Below are 16,962 nucleotides of genomic sequence, written 5' to 3' on the forward strand. Positions count from 1 at the left end.
CCATGCGGCGTTATGGGTGTAGCTTCTGGCTAGCCCACGGCTGACACTGACCACCTCGTGACTTTGATCGATAAGCGCTGGCACAAGATATGTCCCGATATGGCCCGTGCCGCCGATGACGATAATTCTCGACATTGTCATTCTCCCGATTTGTGAGGCGCGCGTTTACGCATGGTCTGTGCATTGGAAGATAACGCTTATTTCTTCATTTCCCTTCCCCAATACCTTTCAATGACGTGATGAAAATATTTCATCAAAAGATATAGAATTCCCTTTTAATTATATGGTGAAATTTCTAAAATAAAAAAATCCCTTTTCAAATTGAGTTGTTAATATTTAGATACATATTAACGATATATATTCTATCATTCGAAACTAGAGGAGATTTTTCTGTATTGATTGTATTTTAGCGACCCAAAAGCGCCGCGGAGATTTTCTCGGACACAAGGTTGGTTGAGAGCCTCACGTTCTCCCGCTTTAAGTGAGCGTAACGAGCTGTCGTCTTGATATCGCTGTGTCCCAGCATACGACCGATCATCGTCAGGTCAGCTCCCATTTCCAGTGCGTCAGAAGCGAAGGAATGGCGCAGATCATGAATCCTGACGTCGTCCAGACCCGCGGCTTTGCGAATACGGCGCCACGGTTTTTGTAGGTCAGTTAGATAGCCACCTTTTTTCCGTCCGGTAATGACATAAGGATTGTCCTCCAACCGGGGGATGGATTTGATTACGTTCATGGCCGCTTGTCCGATCTGGACGATTTTGGCCCCGGTTTTACTGTCAGGCAGCCTCAATTCAGATTGGTCGAAGAAAACGTGACTCCATTGCAGAGTCTGGATTTCGCGTAGTCGGCAACCTGTCAGGATAAGCAGACGGATCGCCCAGAAGGCCTCTGGCATATCCTCTGCTTCATTGAGTGTGGCGCCGAGGCGCGCATATTCTTCCTGGGTTAGATAACGCTCGCGCTTCTCTTCCTTATAGCGCTGAACGCCACGGCACGGGTTGAGACCGTCAGTCCGAATACCCCAGAGGTCTGCCAGGCTGAACATTTTGGACAGCACGCCGAGCGTGCGATTGGCCTGATAAGGAATATGTCGTAGATCCCCGTGAAATTCGGAGACGTCCGCACGCGATATATCTGCCATCCGCCATGTCCCGAATTTCGGAACGATGAACAGATCCACAGCTCTCTTATACTCGCTTTGGGTCGTTGGTTTGAGGTGGACATCCACATATTCGTCCAGAAAACGGTTGCTGAATTCCCTGACGGTCATCGCCTTGCGTTCTTCTACGCGAGTATCCGACGGATTTTCGCCGCTATGAACCCGTGCAAGAACCTTGATGGCTTCTTCACGCGCGAGATCGGCCGTCCATGGGCTTCCATGTTGTCCGATCGTGTAGCGGCGCATGCGGCCGCCGGCGCGATAATGAATGACGTACACTTTTCGGCCGGATGGCCACACTCGGACTGCGAAGGCCGGAATGCTGTCATCCCAGAGGAAATAATCCTTCTCTGTCGGGTCGGCAGAGGTGACGGTTTTCTTGCTGAGCTTGGCCATGTTTGCCCCCATCGCAGGAAACATATAGGAAACAGATGAATGCGAAACCGGGCGTAGCCGGTACGACAATTGCGTAGCCTGATGGGACAGTTTTTCAAGGAAAATAAGGGGTTCTGCGTGGTTGGGCGTAGTTCTGTCGGCTCGGGCGGGGAGGGGCGTAGGCCCAAATCCCTAACTCATAACCTGAAGGCCGTAGGTTCAAATCCTACCCCCGCAACCAATGATACCGACACTCCTGTGAGCATCGCTCCGGGAGTGTTCGTGTTTCTGGCCCCCTGATCGCGTGACGCTCGATCCAGCTCAGGATATTTTCCAGTTCCTCTGAGCAACAGCACTGACCGCCACGATCAGAATGATGGATTTAGCCTGCTGGTTGCTGACGCAAGGCAATAGCGCGTTGTGATGTCCAACAAAAAGCCATGAGTTCCCCTGTAACGACAGTGTAATGCTTCGGGGTATCACAGATCCATGTCTTCAACGTCGAAGACCCAACTCCTAGAGCCTGGGCAATAAGCTCACGCGACAGGCCGCTGCTTAGAGCTAAACGCATCGCCTCGTCTCTGAACTCAGCCTTGTAAACTCGTCCCATTCCAATTCTCTCCTAAACCAATTTCGGTCTTAAAGGTTCGGAACTAAACCGCGATACGTCCAAACGCTACGACAAATGTCAAACCTCCTTGTTCTCCGCCATCTGCCTCGCTGCAACCGTCATGTTCTGGCTACGAATCTTGAGTCTGATAAGAGCATAAGAGCGATTTGTTTTACTGTTTGGGTAGCCTTCTGCCTGGATCAACGAAACCATGGATTCATACAGCACGGACATCCGGGGTAGTTTTTCTCTTCCAGAACATTGTTCTCCGGAGTATCGCAGGTCACAGAAGATGCATGCTGCTTACTTTCTTTCGCCGTGTTCGGGATCGAAGCATTATCGAGCAAACAACTCCCTTGGTCTTGTGTGTGATCAGGCTTCATCATCGGTTCCATAGTAGAGTTTACCAAGCTCGATCGGCAGACGCTCCTGACTGCGACGATGAGCATTGGTATCTCGCAGTGAATAGGCGCAGCCGCAATATTCCTGCTGATAGAACTTCTCCTGCTTGCTGATTTCAATCATCCGGGCGGACCCTCCACCCTTACGCCAGTTGAAATCCCAGTAAGACAGCCCTTTATAAGGGGATACACTGCGTTGGCCGCAGTCATTGATCTGCGCCATGTTCTTCCATCGCGAAATACCGAGAGAACTGGTCATTACCGGGAAACCGTGTTCGTGAGCGTAAAGCGCTGTGCGCTCGAAGCGCATGTCGAAACACATGGTGCAACGTATACCGCGTTCCGGCTCCCATTCCATGCCTTTCGCACGGGCAAACCAGTTGTCCCGGTCGTAGTCGGCATCAATGAAAGGAATGCCATGTTTATGGGCAAAACGGATGTTTTCATCCTTGCGGAGGAGATATTCCCGTTCGGGATGGATGTTCGGATTGTAGAAGAAGATCGTGTAGTCGATACCCGATGCAGTCATCGCCTCCATCACTTCACCCGAACAGGGTGCGCAGCATGAATGGAGGAGCACCTTCTTGTGTCCATTCGGTGGTGTTAAGATCTGTCGGGGTTTCTCGTTCATCGAAGATTTCCATTTTTTCTAAAGAGTCTATCAAATTATGAGATGCGCCCTGGTGCATAGGGCGTACCCCGAGAATATGAGCAATCGCGTAAACGAGGTCAGATCGGTTCAGCGTGGAGACATGAAACTCGTTAATGCCATAGGCCTGCAAGGTACGGATCTGCTCCACCGCCACCATAGTTGAGACGATACGACGAAGTTCAGGATCCTTCGCTGTACCTTCAAACAGATGTTTCAACCACACCGGAACTGTTACTCCACACAAGGCTGAGAAGCGCACGATCTGTTCGTAGTTCGAAACCGGCATAATACCAGGAATGATTGGCGCACTAATTCCGGCCTTCAGGCAGCGGTCCAAAAAACGTAGATAGATCTCAATATCAAAGAAATACTGCGTGATGGCGCGTGTCGCCCCCGCATCAATCTTGCGCTTGAGATTGTCCAGATCAGCTTCTGGGCTTGACGCAGTAGGGTGGGTCTCAGGATAGGCGGCCACAGAGATATCGAAATCCGCGATGCGACGCAGACCGGCAACAAGATCGCTAGCATAAGTGTAGCCATTTGATTGCGGAGAGTAACCACCCGTGGCTGTGGGAGAATCACCACGCAGGGCCACGATATGTTTAACGCCAGCGTCCCAATAGCGACGGGCCAGTTCATCCACCTCCTCGCGAGTTGCTCCGACACAAGTCAGGTGAGCGGCTGGTACGATGTCTGTCTCCCGCCTCAGACGCAATACCGTTGAGAGCGTACCGACCTGGGTGGTCCCGCCGGCACCATAGGTGACCGAAACAAAGCGAGGAGCAAGAGGGGTGAGGCGCCGGATGCAGTGCCAGAGCCGCTGTTCCATTGCGTCTGTTCGCGGTGGGATAAACTCAAAAGACAGGATTGGAGCTTCGAAGTTACGCGATAACAGTCCGTTAATACGCTTTTCTGACAGCCAATTGGTGAGTGTGTCGGTCATATTAGCCGCATACGATAATAGCTTCCGCACCTTTTCCTGAAAGCCTCAGATGGAAACGAATGCGAGTTTGAATTCAGAGCGAAGTAAGGTCGTGAGGTCGGTGACGACCAAGGAAAACTATCCGTGTCAGGCATGGGACTATTACGATAAGAGGCCGTGATGATAAGCAGAAATGATTTATTTTTATAAATATATGAATTTTTTGCATTTATCGAATGAGACGTTTCATATCAATCATATGCCCCTTGATCAGGCTAAACCGATCAGAGCCATGCTGGCAGATCGGGGTTATAACAGTGACAACTTCCGCTAGGATCTGCTGATTCATGGAGTGTTGCCAGTTAATTCTATTACTCAAAGGCCAAAGTGCGCCGCAGAAAAACAGACTGGCTGGCGCTATGGGGATCGCAATCCGTTACAACGAGACAGTCTGATCCTTCATGAATTTCCTCAATCTCGGCGCCGGGAGGCTCTGGATTAATTCTTTTTCAACGCGCTTAATGAACTTTGACAAGCTGTACGGGCGCTATAGAGGGAGATTGCTATCAGAGTTGGCCGTGTTTCGCTGATACTGGCAAGATAACCTGATTTATCTCTTTTTGGACTATTTTCATGCAGTTAAGGAAAATAATCCATAGTGCTTTGCAGCTTCTTTAATAAAATTGTTCTCTCATGACGACCTGTTTTTTCAGGTCGTCATGATTTTGTGTATTTATGCTTCTGCTATTGGTTTGATTTTGTACCAGATCGCATAAAGAGCGGGTAGAAAGATTAGGATCAGTACTGTTCCTGCAGCCGTTCCGCCAATGAGCGTAAAGGCCATGGAGCCCCAGAAGACTGACTCTGTCAGGGGTATGAAGGCCAACACGGCGGCGAGTGCGGTGAGAATAACAGGACGCGCGCGCTGCACAGTGGCTTCAACGACCGCATGGAATGGATCAAGCCCTTCTGCCTGATTGACCTTGATCTGCCCGATGAGGATCAGCGTGTTGCGCATCAATATGCCCGACAGTCCGATCAACCCCAGAATCGCATTGAAGCCGAAGGGCTGATGAAAGAGTAGTAAGACAGGGACGGTGCCAATCAGCCCCAGAGGAGCCGTCAGAAAGACCATCATCATTGCTGACATGCTGCGCGTTTCAATGACCAGAACGAGAAGCGTCAGGAGGATCATCACCGGGAAGATCGGGAGAAGCGCGCGATTGGCTTTGCCTGCCTCCTCGGTGTTCCCGCCAGTTTCAATGCGATACCCTGTCGGCAATGTCGTCTTCAACTGGGTGAGGGCGGTCTCAATCTCTGCTGAGACCTGAGGGGGTTGAAGGTTTTCGTCGATATCGCTCTGAACAGTTATAGTCGGAACACGATCACGCCTGCGCAGGATCGGATCTTCCGCGCGATAGTCTATATGGCCGATCTGGTTCAGGGAAACTGCGCCTCCCTCATTATTGCTGATGATCATGTCTTTGAGACGCGCAGGATCAAGGCGGTCATGACCAGCGCTTCGGGCGATCAGATCGACGGCCCTGACGTCTTCGCGGATTTGTGTGACCGGGATGCCCAGAAGCAGAAACTGGATCTGAGAAGCCGCGGCTTCCGGTGTCAGACCCAAGAGCCGCAAACGTGCCTGATCCAGCAGAAAATGGGCTGTGGGCGCACGTTCACCCCAGTCGGTGTTCACCTGACGGGTGTTCGGATTTTTCCGCATGATGTCCTGCACTTGCCGGGCAATCACTCTTAGTTCGTCCGCGTCAGGACCCATGATGCGAAATGCGACGGGAAAGTGCGAATAGGGGCCAAATACCAACTGGGTTGCGCGGATACGAGCCTCCGGCGCCAGTCCTTGAGCAACTTTCGTGCGAAGCTTAAACTTCAGGCGGTCGCGCGCTTTTTCGTCAGGCGTCAGAACGATGATTTTGGCAAAAGACGGATCGGGGAGTTCAGGGTTATAGGCAAAGAAAAATCGGGGTGCGCCAGCACCGACATAGCTGGTCACAATCCGGGCTTCAGGCTGGGTACGCAGCCAGCTTTCCACTCTCGCGGTGATTTTGCTGGTCGCTTCGATACTTGTACCTTCAGGCATCTGAACTTCGACCAGAACCTCGGGGCGGTCTGATGTTGGAAAGAACTGCTGCTTGACGGCTCCCATCCCCATGACTGCCAGAACGAACACCATGCCTACACTGCTGGCGACAAGAAATTTTCGGCGTATGGCCCAGATGACGAGACGTCGGAATTTCTGATAGCGGGGCGTCATGTACGGCGACCCGTGTTCGTTATCGACCTGATGGATTTCGGGAAGCAGTTTCACGCCGAGATACGGTGTGAAAACGACCGCCACGATCCAGGAGGCGATTAGTGCAAATCCGACTACCCAGAAAATGTTCCCCGCATATTCGCCGGCCGTGGATTTTGCGAAACCGACCGGTGTAAAGCCGATAACCGTGACCAGAGTGCCTGCCAGCATCGGAGCAGCAGTGTGGCTCCAGGCATAGGCGGCAGCCTTGGTGCGCTCATAACCTTCTTCAAGTTTTACGACCATCATCTCGATGGCAATGATCGCGTCGTCCACCAGAAGGCCAAGAGAAATGATCAGGGCACCGAGGGTGATGCGATCAAGGGCGCGGCCCGTCAAATGCATGATGATCATGACGGTTGCCAGTGTGAGGGGCACAGCGGCTGCAACCACGATGCCGACACGCCAGCCCAGACTGATGAGGCAGACAATCATGACTACGACCAGCGCGACGAAAAATTTCAGCATGAATTCGCCGACCGCTTCGTGGATGTTCACGGCCTGATCGACAACCTTGGTCAAGGTGACACCCTGCGGCAGGCCAGAGGAAAGAGTCTTTCCTGCTTCGTCCAGTGCATGCCCCAGTGTCTGTCCGTTCCAGCGCTCCTGCATCACGACGTTGAGGACCAGAGCCTGCTCGCCATTGTGCCGGATCAAGTAGGTCGCAGGGTCTTCATAGCCCCGTTCCACAGTCGCGATGTCGGATATCCTGAAGGTGCGACCATGGGCTGTGACCGGCGTGTCACGGATCGCTTCGAGATCGGTGAATTTTCCGTCCAGACGGATGAAAACCTGCGGACCACTGGTATCGATCGAACCCGCCGCAGTGACATTGTTCTGGCGGACGAGGGTGTTGAAAATATCCTGTGGGCGAATGCCAAGCGTAGCGAGACGTGAATTGGAAAAATTGACGAAAATCTGCTCTGGACGTTCTCCGACGATATCGACCTTTCGCACGCCAGGGACATGCAGAAGGCGCTGACGAACGGTCTCGGCATGGCGAACCAGCAAACGCTCGGGGAGGCCATGGCCCTCAATCGCGTAAACCGCGAAATCGACATCACTGTATTCGTCGTTGACGAAAGGTCCCATGACGCCGCGCGGTAGCTTGGGGGGCGTATCGAAAAGCTTCTTGCGCGCCTGATAGAACTGCTCCGGTACCGCGGATGGCGGCGTACTGTCCTTCAGCGTCACCAGAAGGACGGTCATGCCGGGTCTGGCCAGCGTCTCGACCCTGTCATACCACTGGAGTTCCTGAAGCCGTTTCTCCAGCGGGTCGGCGACGAGATCCTGCATTTCCTGCGCTGTGGCCCCCGGCCATGCAGCGGAGACGGTAAAGCTTTTGACCGTGAAAGTAGGGTCTTCAGCGCGCCCGAGCTGCCTGAAGGCAAAAGCTCCAGCGAGACTGAGAGCGATAATCAGAAAGAGAGTAATCCCGCGCTCACGAACGGCAAGAGCCGAGAGATTGAAGCGGCTCATTGCATCGCCACTTTCTCATGGGCGAGAGCGACCTGCTCATCGTTATGGAGGTAATGACCGCCGATTGCGACGATGGTTGCCCCGACCGTCAGGGCAGGGTCCTCGGTGAGCCTGAGCACGGCGTTTTCTGCCGTCAGACGTGAAATCTCCACCTTGTGAAAGCTCACGCGGGAGGTCGTGCGATCCACAACCCATATCCCTTGGCCTTCTCCTTCGTCGTCCAGAGAACCTAAAGGAACTTGCAGATTTTCACGCGCTACCTCGGTCGGGAAACGGACCTGTACCGTGGCGCCGAGGGCGGCTGCTGCTCCTTCACCCTCCATGACATAACGGGCCTCGTAGGTCCGTGTCGTGGAATCCGAAGCATCGGAAAGCTGTCGCAGATACGCTGGCACGCTCTGCGTACCGCCATACAGAATGGCCTGAACGTCAGAGTGCAATGCAGGACGAAGAAGGCCCTCGGGCAGGTCGATACGGGCTTCGCGTGGGCCGGCATGTGCCAGAACGATAACCGTCTGGCCGCTCGAGACGACCTGTCCGGGTTCTGCGCGTGTCTCGACAATTACTCCGTCAGCATCGGCCCGAAGCAGCGAATAGTCGTCCTGGTTGCGGGCAACTTTTTCCTGCGCAATGGCGGCATCGAGCTGGGCTTTTGCACTGTCAGCCTCTGCCTTCATCTCATCATAGGTTATGGCAGAGGCCGCTCCCGTCCCGACAAGCCCGCGATAGCGTTTTTCATCAGCCGCGGCCTTTATCCAACGGGCACGAGCGGAAGCCATGCTGCCGGTCTGTGCTGTCAGGGCATGGACATAGTCGGTTGGGTCCAGACGCATCAGCACCTGACCAGCTTTTACCTGCTGGCCGGCATCAACCAAACGCTCAATGATTTTGCCCTGAATACGAAAACCAAGATCACTCTGTACGCGTGCGACGACGGTACCTGTAAAGCGGTAGGACTCACTGTCCGCGCGTTCGATGTGGGCAGCTTGCACCACCCGATCCGCAACACGAGGGTCGTGTTGATCCTCATGTTTGCAGCCGATGAGTCCTAACGTGGCGGATAAGGTGACCACCGCAAGGCGGGGCGGGCGCAAGACGGCCATTGAAGGGCTCCAGGACGAAAATAATATCTCATCCTGTTTATTTGTGAACGATTTGTCAATCCGTCACAAATAAATCTATGGTGCTAGGCTGCGTAGCACCAGATTGGCGATCATCGTCGCATCATTATCGAGAGTTTCCAGATTGTACTCCAGAAGGGCAGGGTGCCTGATTGGCTGGAGGCTCAGGACGATCGCCCGGCAGGTCTCGTCAATGGGGGTTTTGCGTTCGAACTCCCCCCGCTCGCGGCCCTCTAGAAGAAGGTTGCGGATGATGCTGCTTAATTCCTGATCGAAGGCGATGGCGGCGTGCCATTTCTCCTCAATCGCAGACGCTACGATGTCGTGCATCTTGCGATCATGCAGGAAAAGCTCTGCGCCGTTATGAGCAAGAGACTGAAAGATTTTCCGCAGTTTTTCAGAGGGTGTAATGTTGTCTTTTACGATGGCCTGAATGTCGCTCAGGAGCGTGTCGTGACAAAGGGAGCAGATCGCTTCGCCGATGGCTTTTTTGGATTCGAAGAATTTATAGAGATAGGCGGTCGAGAGACCGATTGCCTTAGCCAGATCCGCGACGGTTGTTTTCTTGTAGCCGTAGAGTCTGAAGTGTTCGTGAGCGGCCGCGATAATCTGGTCCCTGCGTTCGTGATCGACTGGTCCTCGCTGCCCTGATGGTTTTCTGGTCATCGTCTCGTCCTGCTGTGTGCCTTCAGAGCCTTGTAAACCTCCCACCCCGCATTGACAACGAGTGACGAATATGGAAACCATTCACTCGTATTGCATGCCCAGACAGCATTTCTGGTCTTACATTTGGGGTATGAAACATATGGCTGTCGATCATACTGCGCGAACGATCCTGCCGAAATCCTTCAGGCCGCTCCCAGTCGAGCGGCTTTTCCTGTCTTCTGTCGTTATGCTGGGTCTTGGAGCCTGCGCAGTCGGACCGGATTACAAGGCGCCACATACGGATCTTGCTGCGTTTCATAATTCCGGTTTTGAGAACAATGTTGCAGGACAGGCGCCACTGCCTCTGGATCGCTGGTGGGAAGGATTTCACGATCCCGAACTGGTGCGTATTGAGCAGCGTGTTCTGACGCAGAACCTCGATCTTGAAGCGGCAGTCGGTCGTATACGACAGGCTCATGGTGCGGCCGAGGCCGCTGCCGCGCAAATGTTGCCGACACTGGATTTTACTCCGCAGGTCTCGGCTTACCGTCTGTCCAACGAAGGGCTGATTGGCCGCATGGCACGGAATTTTCCGGGGTATAATCGTGACCAGCGGGCTTACGACGTGCATGGCGTTGCCAGTTGGGAGATGGATCTTTTCGGAGGACTGCGGCGGGGTCATGAGGCGGCCAGAGACGAAGCCGAGGCGGCAATCGCGCAGAGTGCCGGGGTGCGGGTCAGTGTCGCAGGGGATGCAGCGGACGCTTATTTCCAGATCCGTGGATATCAGGCCCGGCTGCATGTTGCAGAAGATCAGATCACGACAGACGCCCATCTTCTGAATCTTGTGCAGCAAAGATATGCGCGGGGTGTTGCGTCGCAGCGCGAGGTCGATCAGGCGCAGGCGCTTCTCCAGTCTGCACGGGAGACAGTGCCGGTGCTGCGGGTCGCTTTGGAGGTACAACTCAACCGGTTGGATGTTCTGATGGGCGTGCAGCCGGGAACCTATGCACAGGAACTGGCGCTGTCCTCGCCTCCGCCAACGATCCCATCCATTGGGAATGTCACGCCCGCAGATGTTTTAAGGCGTCGCCCCGATGTTATTGCGTCTGAGCGACGTCTTGCCGCGTCGAATGCCCGTATCGGGCGGGCATTGGCGGATTATTATCCAAAACTTTCACTCTCGGGGGCTCTGGGCTTCCAGAGCCTGAGCGTGAACAAGATGTTTACGCCAGCTGGTTTCGGGCCGTCAGCGTCTGGCGCCCTTCGATGGAGAATTTTTGACTTTGGCAAGATTGATGCGGAGGTTCAGCAGGCAAAAGGAGCTTATGCCGAACAACTGGCACAATACCGATCGACTGTTCTTCACGCAGCCGAAGATGTGGAAAACGCTTTCATGGCGTTGGAGCAATCTGAAAAACGTGCGGAAAATCTCGGAATTGAAGTCGCATCTTTGACGCAGGCGCGGGATCTCTCCAGCCAGTCTTACAGGGCGGGGGTCATCCCGTTGACGGATGTACTCGATGCCAATCGGCAGTTGCTGGAAGCCGAAGACCGTCAGGCCGACACTCAGAGCGAAACTGCCCGTGCGGCTGTCAGATCCTTCAGGGCGATTGGCGGGGGCTGGGAAGGGGCGACGGACGTCACCAGACTGGCTTCACGTTAGTTCAACAGACCATCACCATTGTTGTCGTAATACTCCAACCTGAAAGAACGGGATATGAACCAGAATATTTCGGAAGCAGAAAAAATGCCTGGGAATAACAGCGTGAATTCCATTCAGAAAAGAGCTCTGGTGACGGGTGCTTCAAGTGGTCTTGGTATTGATTTTGCTGATGTGCTGGCAGCGCAAGGATACAATCTCGTTCTGGTGGCACGGCGACAGGAGCCGATGGAAATCCTGGCTGAACAGCTTCGGATCAAACATGGCGTGGAAGTCGTTGTGCAGCCTGCTGATCTTGCGGTTCCGGGTGCAGCGGCCGCTCTCAAGGGATATTTGGAGATAAGGTCGCTTCAGATCGACGTTCTGGTGAATAACGCCGGGTACGGACTGCATGGCAATTTTCTGGAAACGCCAATTGAGCGCACCGTCGATATGATTCAACTCAACGTAACAGCACTTACGGAACTGAGTTATGTGTTCGGGCAGGATATGGCGGCTCGAGGTCATGGTCATATTCTTCTCGTCGCAAGCCTATTGGCATTTCAGCCAGTGCCGACCTATGCAGCTTATGCCGCAACAAAAGCCTATGTGCTTTCTTTTGGAGAGGCACTTCATGACGAACTCCGCTCCTGCGGCGTCACCGTGACTGCGCTTTGTCCGGGTCATACCGAGACTGGATTTGATGCCGTCGCCGGAGCAACTGTCTCAGCTGCGCTACGCCTGCTGACCATGCAGCCCCGTCCGGTGGTTCAGAGTGGATTGCGTGCGCTCTGGAAGGGGCGGGCAAGTGTGACCGCCGGTATCATGAACAAATTCGTCGTGTTCTCTAATCGTCTGATGCCGCGATCCATGCAAAGAGCTGCAATGAAGACAGTGCTTGGCCCGTAAATAATCATGGCGAGATTTTTTTGACAGGACGCTAATATGCCAGAAAAATTGTGCTGATTGAGATCTGCAAAAGGCTCGCCGGATCATGCCAGCGAGCCTTTTGCAGAGAGTGAATATTGCTATTCTTTACTCAGACAGGTTGCGCCAGAGGTCGATATGTCCTTCGCGGGCATATTGATCAATCAGTTTCAGTTCATCCGCGCTGAAAGACTGGTTTTTCAGGGCATCCAGTGAATCGTCAAGTTGCTGAACATTGCGTGCGCCAATGAGGGCGGATGTGACACGGGGATCGCGCAGGATCCAGGCAATGGCCATCTGTGCGAGGGACTGTCCGCGTTTTTGCGCAATGTCATTCAGGGCCCGGACATGTGCGATATTGTCCTCTGAGAGCATGGCCTGAACAAAGGAGTCTCCGATGGCTGCGCGTGAGTTTTCGGGAACGCCATTGAGATATTTGTTGGTCAGAAGCCCCTGAGCCAGCGGAGAAAAAGCGATACATCCAACGCCAAGGTTTTCGAGTGTATCGAGCAGTTCCACCTCAACCCAGCGGTTGAGCATCGAATAAGACGGTTGATGGATGAGGAGCGGTACGCCTTCAGCTTTCAGAATGGCAGCAGCCTGTTTTGTCCGCTCCGGACCATAGGACGAAATACCAACATAGAGCGCTTTGCCCTGACGGTGCATCTGCACCAGAGCGCTCATTGTCTCTTCAAGCGGGACATCCGGCGTTGGGCGATGGGAGTAAAAAATATCGACGTAATCCAGCCCCATTCTCTGGAGGCTCTGGTCGAGAGAGGCGAGAAGGTATTTGCGGGACCCGCCGTTACCATACGGGCCGGGCCACATGTCCCATCCGGCTTTTGAAGAAACAATCATTTCGTCGCGATGGGCCGCAAAATCCTTTTTGAGGATCGTGCCGAAATTTTCTTCGGCAGAGCCGTAGGGCGGTCCGTAGTTATTGGCCAGATCGAAGTGCGTTACGCCACGATCAAAGGCGCGCCTGATGACGGCACGACCTGTCTCGAACACGTCAGTGCCTCCGAAATTGTGCCACAAACCAAGAGAAATGGGCGGCAGGTCAAGGCCGGAGCGGCCACAACGACGAAAGGTCGCTGTTTCATAACGGGAGGGGTCTGGTGTCCAGGTCATGCGGCTTTCCTTTTTGTGCGTATCGTGATGCTGGCTTCAGTCAAACCGGGAGAGTGAAGCATGGTTCAGATGTGGCAAGACATGCCGGGCGAACAGGTCGCATTCGCTCTGATGAGGGTAGCCTGACAGGATGAAGGCTTCCATCCCGAGTTCCTGATAGGCGCGCAGCTTGGCCAGAATCTGGTCGGGCGTGCCAACCAGGGCTGCACCACAGCCAGACCTTGCCCGGCCAATGCCGGTCCACAGAATGTCTTCGACGTAGCCTTCGCTATCGGCGCGATCCCTGAGTTCTCCCTGTCGCAGCACTCCGGCCGTCACAGCATCGAGTGAACGGTTTCGGATGCTGGCACCGGTGGAGGCATCCAGTCTGGAAACAAGGCGGGAGGCGGCAGTGCAAGCTTCTCTTTCGGTGTCCCGAACGATGACATGCACCCGATAGCCGAACTTCAGGGTGCGGCCGTGTCGGGCAGCACGGGCCCGCATGTCAGTGACGACGTCCCGAACTCCTTCGAGTGTATCAGGCCACATCAGATAGACATCGGCCGCTGCCGCTGCTGTTTCACGGGCAGCTTCGGAAAGACCGCCAAAATATAACAGAGGAGACTTGCCGCCGTAGCCCTGCAAGCGAGGGGGAGCGATGGACAGATTGTAAAACTCCCCCTGGGTCTCGACAGGCTGACCGTTTAGGAGGGCTCGCAGGATATGCATATATTCGAGGGTGCGTCTGTAACGCGGCGCGCTTTCCAGCGTCTCGCCCGGAAGATCCGAGGAAATGATGTTGATATCGAGACGACCTTCGGCCATCTGGTCAAGCGTAGCGAGCTGTCTCGCCTGTTGAGGGGGCCAGACCTCTCCGCAGCGAATGGCTGTCAGCAGTTTCAGACGACGCAGCAGGGGAGCCATCCCACCAGCAAAAGCGATTGTATCCAGCCCCAGACTGTATCCGGAAGGCAGAAGGATACGGTCAAAGCCTCCTTTTTCCGCACCCAGTACGATATTCCTGCAGTGTTCCCAGGATGACTGGAGCGCCTTGTCCGGAACACCGAGAAATTCATAGTCATCATCACACAGGGCGGAGAACCAACTGACTTCACAGGATGGAGTTGAGGCGGGAAGGGCTGACATCTGAAGACCTAGTCACTAAATATAAATGTTGAATACTTATTTACCACTTTGTTTAATTGATGTATAGCGCGCTTCACGGCATTAACAACAACACGTGGCGGACAATGCGTTTTATTCTCGTTGGTACCGGCCTTATGGCTCAGGAACATATCCGTAATCTGGCGCTCGTGCCCGGAACACGCGTCGTTGCGCTTGTTGATCCTGAACCTTCTTCCATCGTCTGGGCACAAGAAAGCCTGCGGGCCAGTTTCGGTGAGGATGCTGGCGATATTCCGGCTTATGCCGACGTTCCGTCCATGCTTGCCGTGACTGAGGCTGATGCGGTGATTGTCGCATCGCCAAATTATACGCATCACGATGTGCTTTTACCGCTGCTCGATACGGATCTTCATATTCTTTGCGAAAAGCCGCTTTGCACTACGGTGGCGGACGCCGCAGACATTGTCGCGCGGACAGACGGACGGAAGGGTATTTTCTGGGTCGGGATGGAATACCGCTTCATGCCCCCTGTCTCACGCTTCATTGCTGATGTGCATGAGGGCAGGATCGGTGTTTTGAAGCGGCTGGCGCTCCATGAGCATCGCTTTCCGTTTCTGGCCAAGGTTGGAGACTGGAACCGCTTTAACCGCAATACGGGCGGTACGATGGTCGAAAAATGCTGTCATTTCTTCGATCTCATGACCTGTATCGTACGTGCCAATCCTGTCAGCGTTTTTTGTTCGGGAGCGGCGGACGTCAATCATCTTGATGAGCGTTATGACGGGCAGGCGCCTGATATCATCGACAATAGCTATACCATTGTCGACTTCGACAATGGCGTGCGCGCCATGCTGGATCTGTGCATGTTTGCAGAAGGGGCTGAAGAACAGGAGCAGCTCGTGGCGATTGGGGATCGCGCAAAGCTGGAAGTGGGTATTCCGTCCGGGGTCAAGGTTTTCTCTCCCCGCGTTCCTGTGGGTGAGCCCAAAGCCGTTGTGCGGGAGACGATCGAAGTCCGCGATGACGTATTGGCTGCCGGACATCATCATGGGGCGACTTACTTCCAACTCCTGGCCTTTCTGGATGCAGCCGCCGGGCGCGCACCCGTTCAGGTGACGGCCGCAGATGGTCTTCTGGCCGTAAAAATCGGGACGGCAGCCGAGATCAGTGCCCGGGAAAAACGGGTGGTCAGACTGTCGGAACTGGAGGGTTAAGGTCGGGATCGGCGGTCTTGGAAAGAAGTTTCCTAACCGGTGCGAAAAGCGCCAGTGCGAGCCATCCCAGAATATAAGCGATGGCGCAGTAAGCGAAAACAGGCTTCAGTGACTGGCCCGGAGCCGCAAATTGCCCCAGAAGATGCAGCATGAGTGCGCCGCCGATATTACCCGCAAAAGCGCCTACTCCCGTTGCGCGCCCAGTCATCCGTGTCGGAGCCCACTCGGTAATGAACCCGAACAGATTGGTGGCGAAGGCCTGATGAGCTGCCAGAGTAAGCCCGCAGACTGCAATGCCGAAAGTCAGGCTGGACGTCGTGAGCAGCAGAGGGAGCGGCAGGGCGCATAAGGCGGCGAAAGCCATAATGGCGCGTCGTGCTGTTTCATGCCTGTACCCGGCCCGCGTCAGGAAAAAAGGTCCGTACCCTCCCAGAATGGAGCCAATTCCTGCCATGCCGTAGGCTATGGCGAGCGGAAAACCCATGGAAGACGGCTCAAGTGCAAAGCGGCGATGAAGCAGGTCGGGCAGCCAGAACAGCAGGAACCACCAGACCGGATCGGTAAGAAACTTTCCCAATGCAAAGCCTGTAACACAGCACCAGACGGGGAGGGCTGTGTGTTCCGCATGAGCGGTTGTCGAAGCCGGTGCCTCGCTGTCGCCCATGCGGGCAAAACGGAACCAGAGCAACGCGCAAAGCAGTCCTGAAGCACCAACCGCGATAGTTGTGCCGCGCCACCCCAGCACGGGGAACAGAAGAACTACAATCAGAGGTGTGCCCATTGCGGCCAGATTTGGAGCCGCATTGAGCAGGCCGATCATGCGCCCCTGAGAATCACGAGGGAATGTCGTTCTGATGGCCTTCATACTGGCGGGTGTGCCCACACCCTCAAACAGCCCCAGAGCAACCCGAACGGCTAAAAAGCCGCTGACACTCCGCACCGCAGCATGCAGGATGGTTGCAAGGCTCCACCCTGTCAGACCAAAACCCAGCGTCTTTTTTATTCCCAGGCGATCGACAACCCACCCACTGACCAGCAGGCTGACAGCAATTGTCGCCTGTGACCATGAGGAAATTGAAGCGTAGTCTGCGGCAGTCCAGCCGAAAATACGGTCCAGTTCAGGCTTTAGAAGGGCCAAAATCTGCCGGTCTGCGTAAGCTATGATACCGATCAGAAACAGCAGAGAGGGCATCAGGATAGATTGTTCTTCTGCTTTGTCCGCTTGTGCCGTTTCTGGTGCTTGTGATGGTCTGAAGAGCCGTC

The 16,962-nt window shown here is 54.4% G+C and carries 13 protein-coding genes; 3 read left to right on the forward strand and 10 right to left on the reverse strand.

The genetic code is table 11. From position 1 onward, the window contains the following. The 7 genes from HKD21_RS14660 to HKD21_RS12960 form a co-directional block, all read right to left on the reverse strand. Positions 1–141, reverse strand: a 141-nt coding sequence (locus HKD21_RS14660) for an NAD-dependent epimerase/dehydratase family protein (protein ID WP_407646578.1), incomplete at its 3' end; no start/stop codon positions are given. 265 nt (positions 142–406) lie between these two features. Continuing rightward, complete coding sequence (locus HKD21_RS12935; RefSeq protein ID WP_194256046.1) at positions 407–1,558, reverse strand: site-specific integrase; 1,152 nt, start codon at positions 1,556–1,558, stop codon at positions 407–409. Between the two features lie 961 nt (positions 1,559–2,519). Further along, positions 2,520–3,128 (reverse strand): epoxyqueuosine reductase QueH, encoded by a 609-nt coding sequence (locus HKD21_RS12940; protein WP_322782935.1) that lies wholly within the window; start codon positions 3,126–3,128, stop codon positions 2,520–2,522. Next, positions 3,091–4,143, reverse strand: a complete 1,053-nt coding sequence (gene metF / locus HKD21_RS12945; protein ID WP_194256048.1) for a methylenetetrahydrofolate reductase [NAD(P)H] — start codon at positions 4,141–4,143, stop codon at positions 3,091–3,093. The genes HKD21_RS12940 and metF overlap by 38 nt, the downstream gene beginning before the upstream one ends. 712 nt (positions 4,144–4,855) lie before the next feature. Then, complete coding sequence (locus HKD21_RS12950) at positions 4,856–7,915, reverse strand: efflux RND transporter permease subunit (RefSeq protein ID WP_194256049.1); 3,060 nt, start codon at positions 7,913–7,915, stop codon at positions 4,856–4,858. Further along, positions 7,912–8,907, reverse strand: a complete 996-nt coding sequence (locus HKD21_RS12955) for an efflux RND transporter periplasmic adaptor subunit (protein WP_322782936.1) — start codon at positions 8,905–8,907, stop codon at positions 7,912–7,914. The genes HKD21_RS12950 and HKD21_RS12955 overlap by 4 nt, the downstream gene beginning before the upstream one ends. A gap of 186 nt (positions 8,908–9,093) precedes the next feature. Then, positions 9,094–9,702, reverse strand: a complete 609-nt coding sequence (locus HKD21_RS12960; protein WP_194256051.1) for a TetR/AcrR family transcriptional regulator — start codon at positions 9,700–9,702, stop codon at positions 9,094–9,096. Between the two features lie 139 nt (positions 9,703–9,841). Here HKD21_RS12960 and HKD21_RS12965 point away from each other — a divergent pair, with 139 nt between their 5' ends. After that, positions 9,842–11,347, forward strand: coding sequence for an efflux transporter outer membrane subunit (locus tag HKD21_RS12965; RefSeq protein WP_194256052.1), 1,506 nt, complete (start codon positions 9,842–9,844; stop codon positions 11,345–11,347). Between the two features lie 84 nt (positions 11,348–11,431). After that, the gene (locus tag HKD21_RS12970) at positions 11,432–12,232 is read left to right on the forward strand and encodes an SDR family NAD(P)-dependent oxidoreductase (protein ID WP_215748062.1); all 801 of its coding nucleotides are present in this window, start codon (positions 11,432–11,434) and stop codon (positions 12,230–12,232) included. 126 nt (positions 12,233–12,358) lie between these two features. On the opposite strand, the gene mgrA is transcribed toward HKD21_RS12970, so the two are convergent. Together mgrA and HKD21_RS12980 are read right to left on the reverse strand one after the other, a co-directional pair. Further along, positions 12,359–13,381: an L-glyceraldehyde 3-phosphate reductase gene (gene mgrA, locus HKD21_RS12975; RefSeq protein ID WP_194256054.1), complete on the reverse strand. Its 1,023-nt coding sequence runs from the start codon at positions 13,379–13,381 to the stop codon at positions 12,359–12,361. A 36-nt stretch (positions 13,382–13,417) separates the two neighbouring features. Then, positions 13,418–14,506, reverse strand: a complete 1,089-nt coding sequence (locus HKD21_RS12980; protein WP_194256055.1) for an LLM class flavin-dependent oxidoreductase — start codon at positions 14,504–14,506, stop codon at positions 13,418–13,420. A 104-nt stretch (positions 14,507–14,610) separates the two neighbouring features. On the opposite strand from HKD21_RS12980, the gene HKD21_RS12985 reads away from it, so the two are divergent. Further along, positions 14,611–15,699, forward strand: a complete 1,089-nt coding sequence (locus HKD21_RS12985) for a Gfo/Idh/MocA family protein (RefSeq protein WP_194256056.1) — start codon at positions 14,611–14,613, stop codon at positions 15,697–15,699. On the opposite strand, the gene HKD21_RS12990 is transcribed toward HKD21_RS12985, so the two are convergent. Further along, a complete protein-coding gene (locus HKD21_RS12990) occupies positions 15,674–16,891 on the reverse strand; it encodes an MFS transporter (RefSeq protein ID WP_228121480.1) in 1,218 nt (405 codons plus the stop codon). The two genes, HKD21_RS12985 and HKD21_RS12990, sit on opposite strands and share 26 nt — an antisense overlap. Positions 16,892–16,962: the final 71 nt, after the last annotated feature.

It is taken from the genome of Gluconobacter cerevisiae, assembly GCF_015244675.1.
GTDB classification, from domain to species: domain Bacteria; phylum Pseudomonadota; class Alphaproteobacteria; order Acetobacterales; family Acetobacteraceae; genus Gluconobacter; species Gluconobacter cerevisiae.

Excerpts from the sequence above, each read along its gene's own strand:
- HKD21_RS12935 (WP_194256046.1), bottom strand. The coding sequence starts at position 1,558 with ATGGCCAAGCTCAGCAAGAAAACCGTCACCTCTGCCGACCCGACAGAG.
- metF (WP_194256048.1), bottom strand. The coding sequence starts at position 4,143 with ATGACCGACACACTCACCAATTGGCTGTCAGAAAAGCGTATTAACGGA.
- HKD21_RS12950 (WP_194256049.1), bottom strand. The coding sequence starts at position 7,915 with ATGAGCCGCTTCAATCTCTCGGCTCTTGCCGTTCGTGAGCGCGGGATT.
- HKD21_RS12960 (WP_194256051.1), bottom strand. The coding sequence starts at position 9,702 with ATGACCAGAAAACCATCAGGGCAGCGAGGACCAGTCGATCACGAACGC.
- HKD21_RS12965 (WP_194256052.1), top strand. The coding sequence starts at position 9,842 with ATGGCTGTCGATCATACTGCGCGAACGATCCTGCCGAAATCCTTCAGG.
- HKD21_RS12970 (WP_215748062.1), top strand. The coding sequence starts at position 11,432 with ATGCCTGGGAATAACAGCGTGAATTCCATTCAGAAAAGAGCTCTGGTG.
- mgrA (WP_194256054.1), bottom strand. The coding sequence starts at position 13,381 with ATGACCTGGACACCAGACCCCTCCCGTTATGAAACAGCGACCTTTCGT.
- HKD21_RS12980 (WP_194256055.1), bottom strand. The coding sequence starts at position 14,506 with ATGTCAGCCCTTCCCGCCTCAACTCCATCCTGTGAAGTCAGTTGGTTC.
- HKD21_RS12985 (WP_194256056.1), top strand. The coding sequence starts at position 14,611 with ATGCGTTTTATTCTCGTTGGTACCGGCCTTATGGCTCAGGAACATATC.
- HKD21_RS12990 (WP_228121480.1), bottom strand. The coding sequence starts at position 16,891 with ATGCCCTCTCTGCTGTTTCTGATCGGTATCATAGCTTACGCAGACCGG.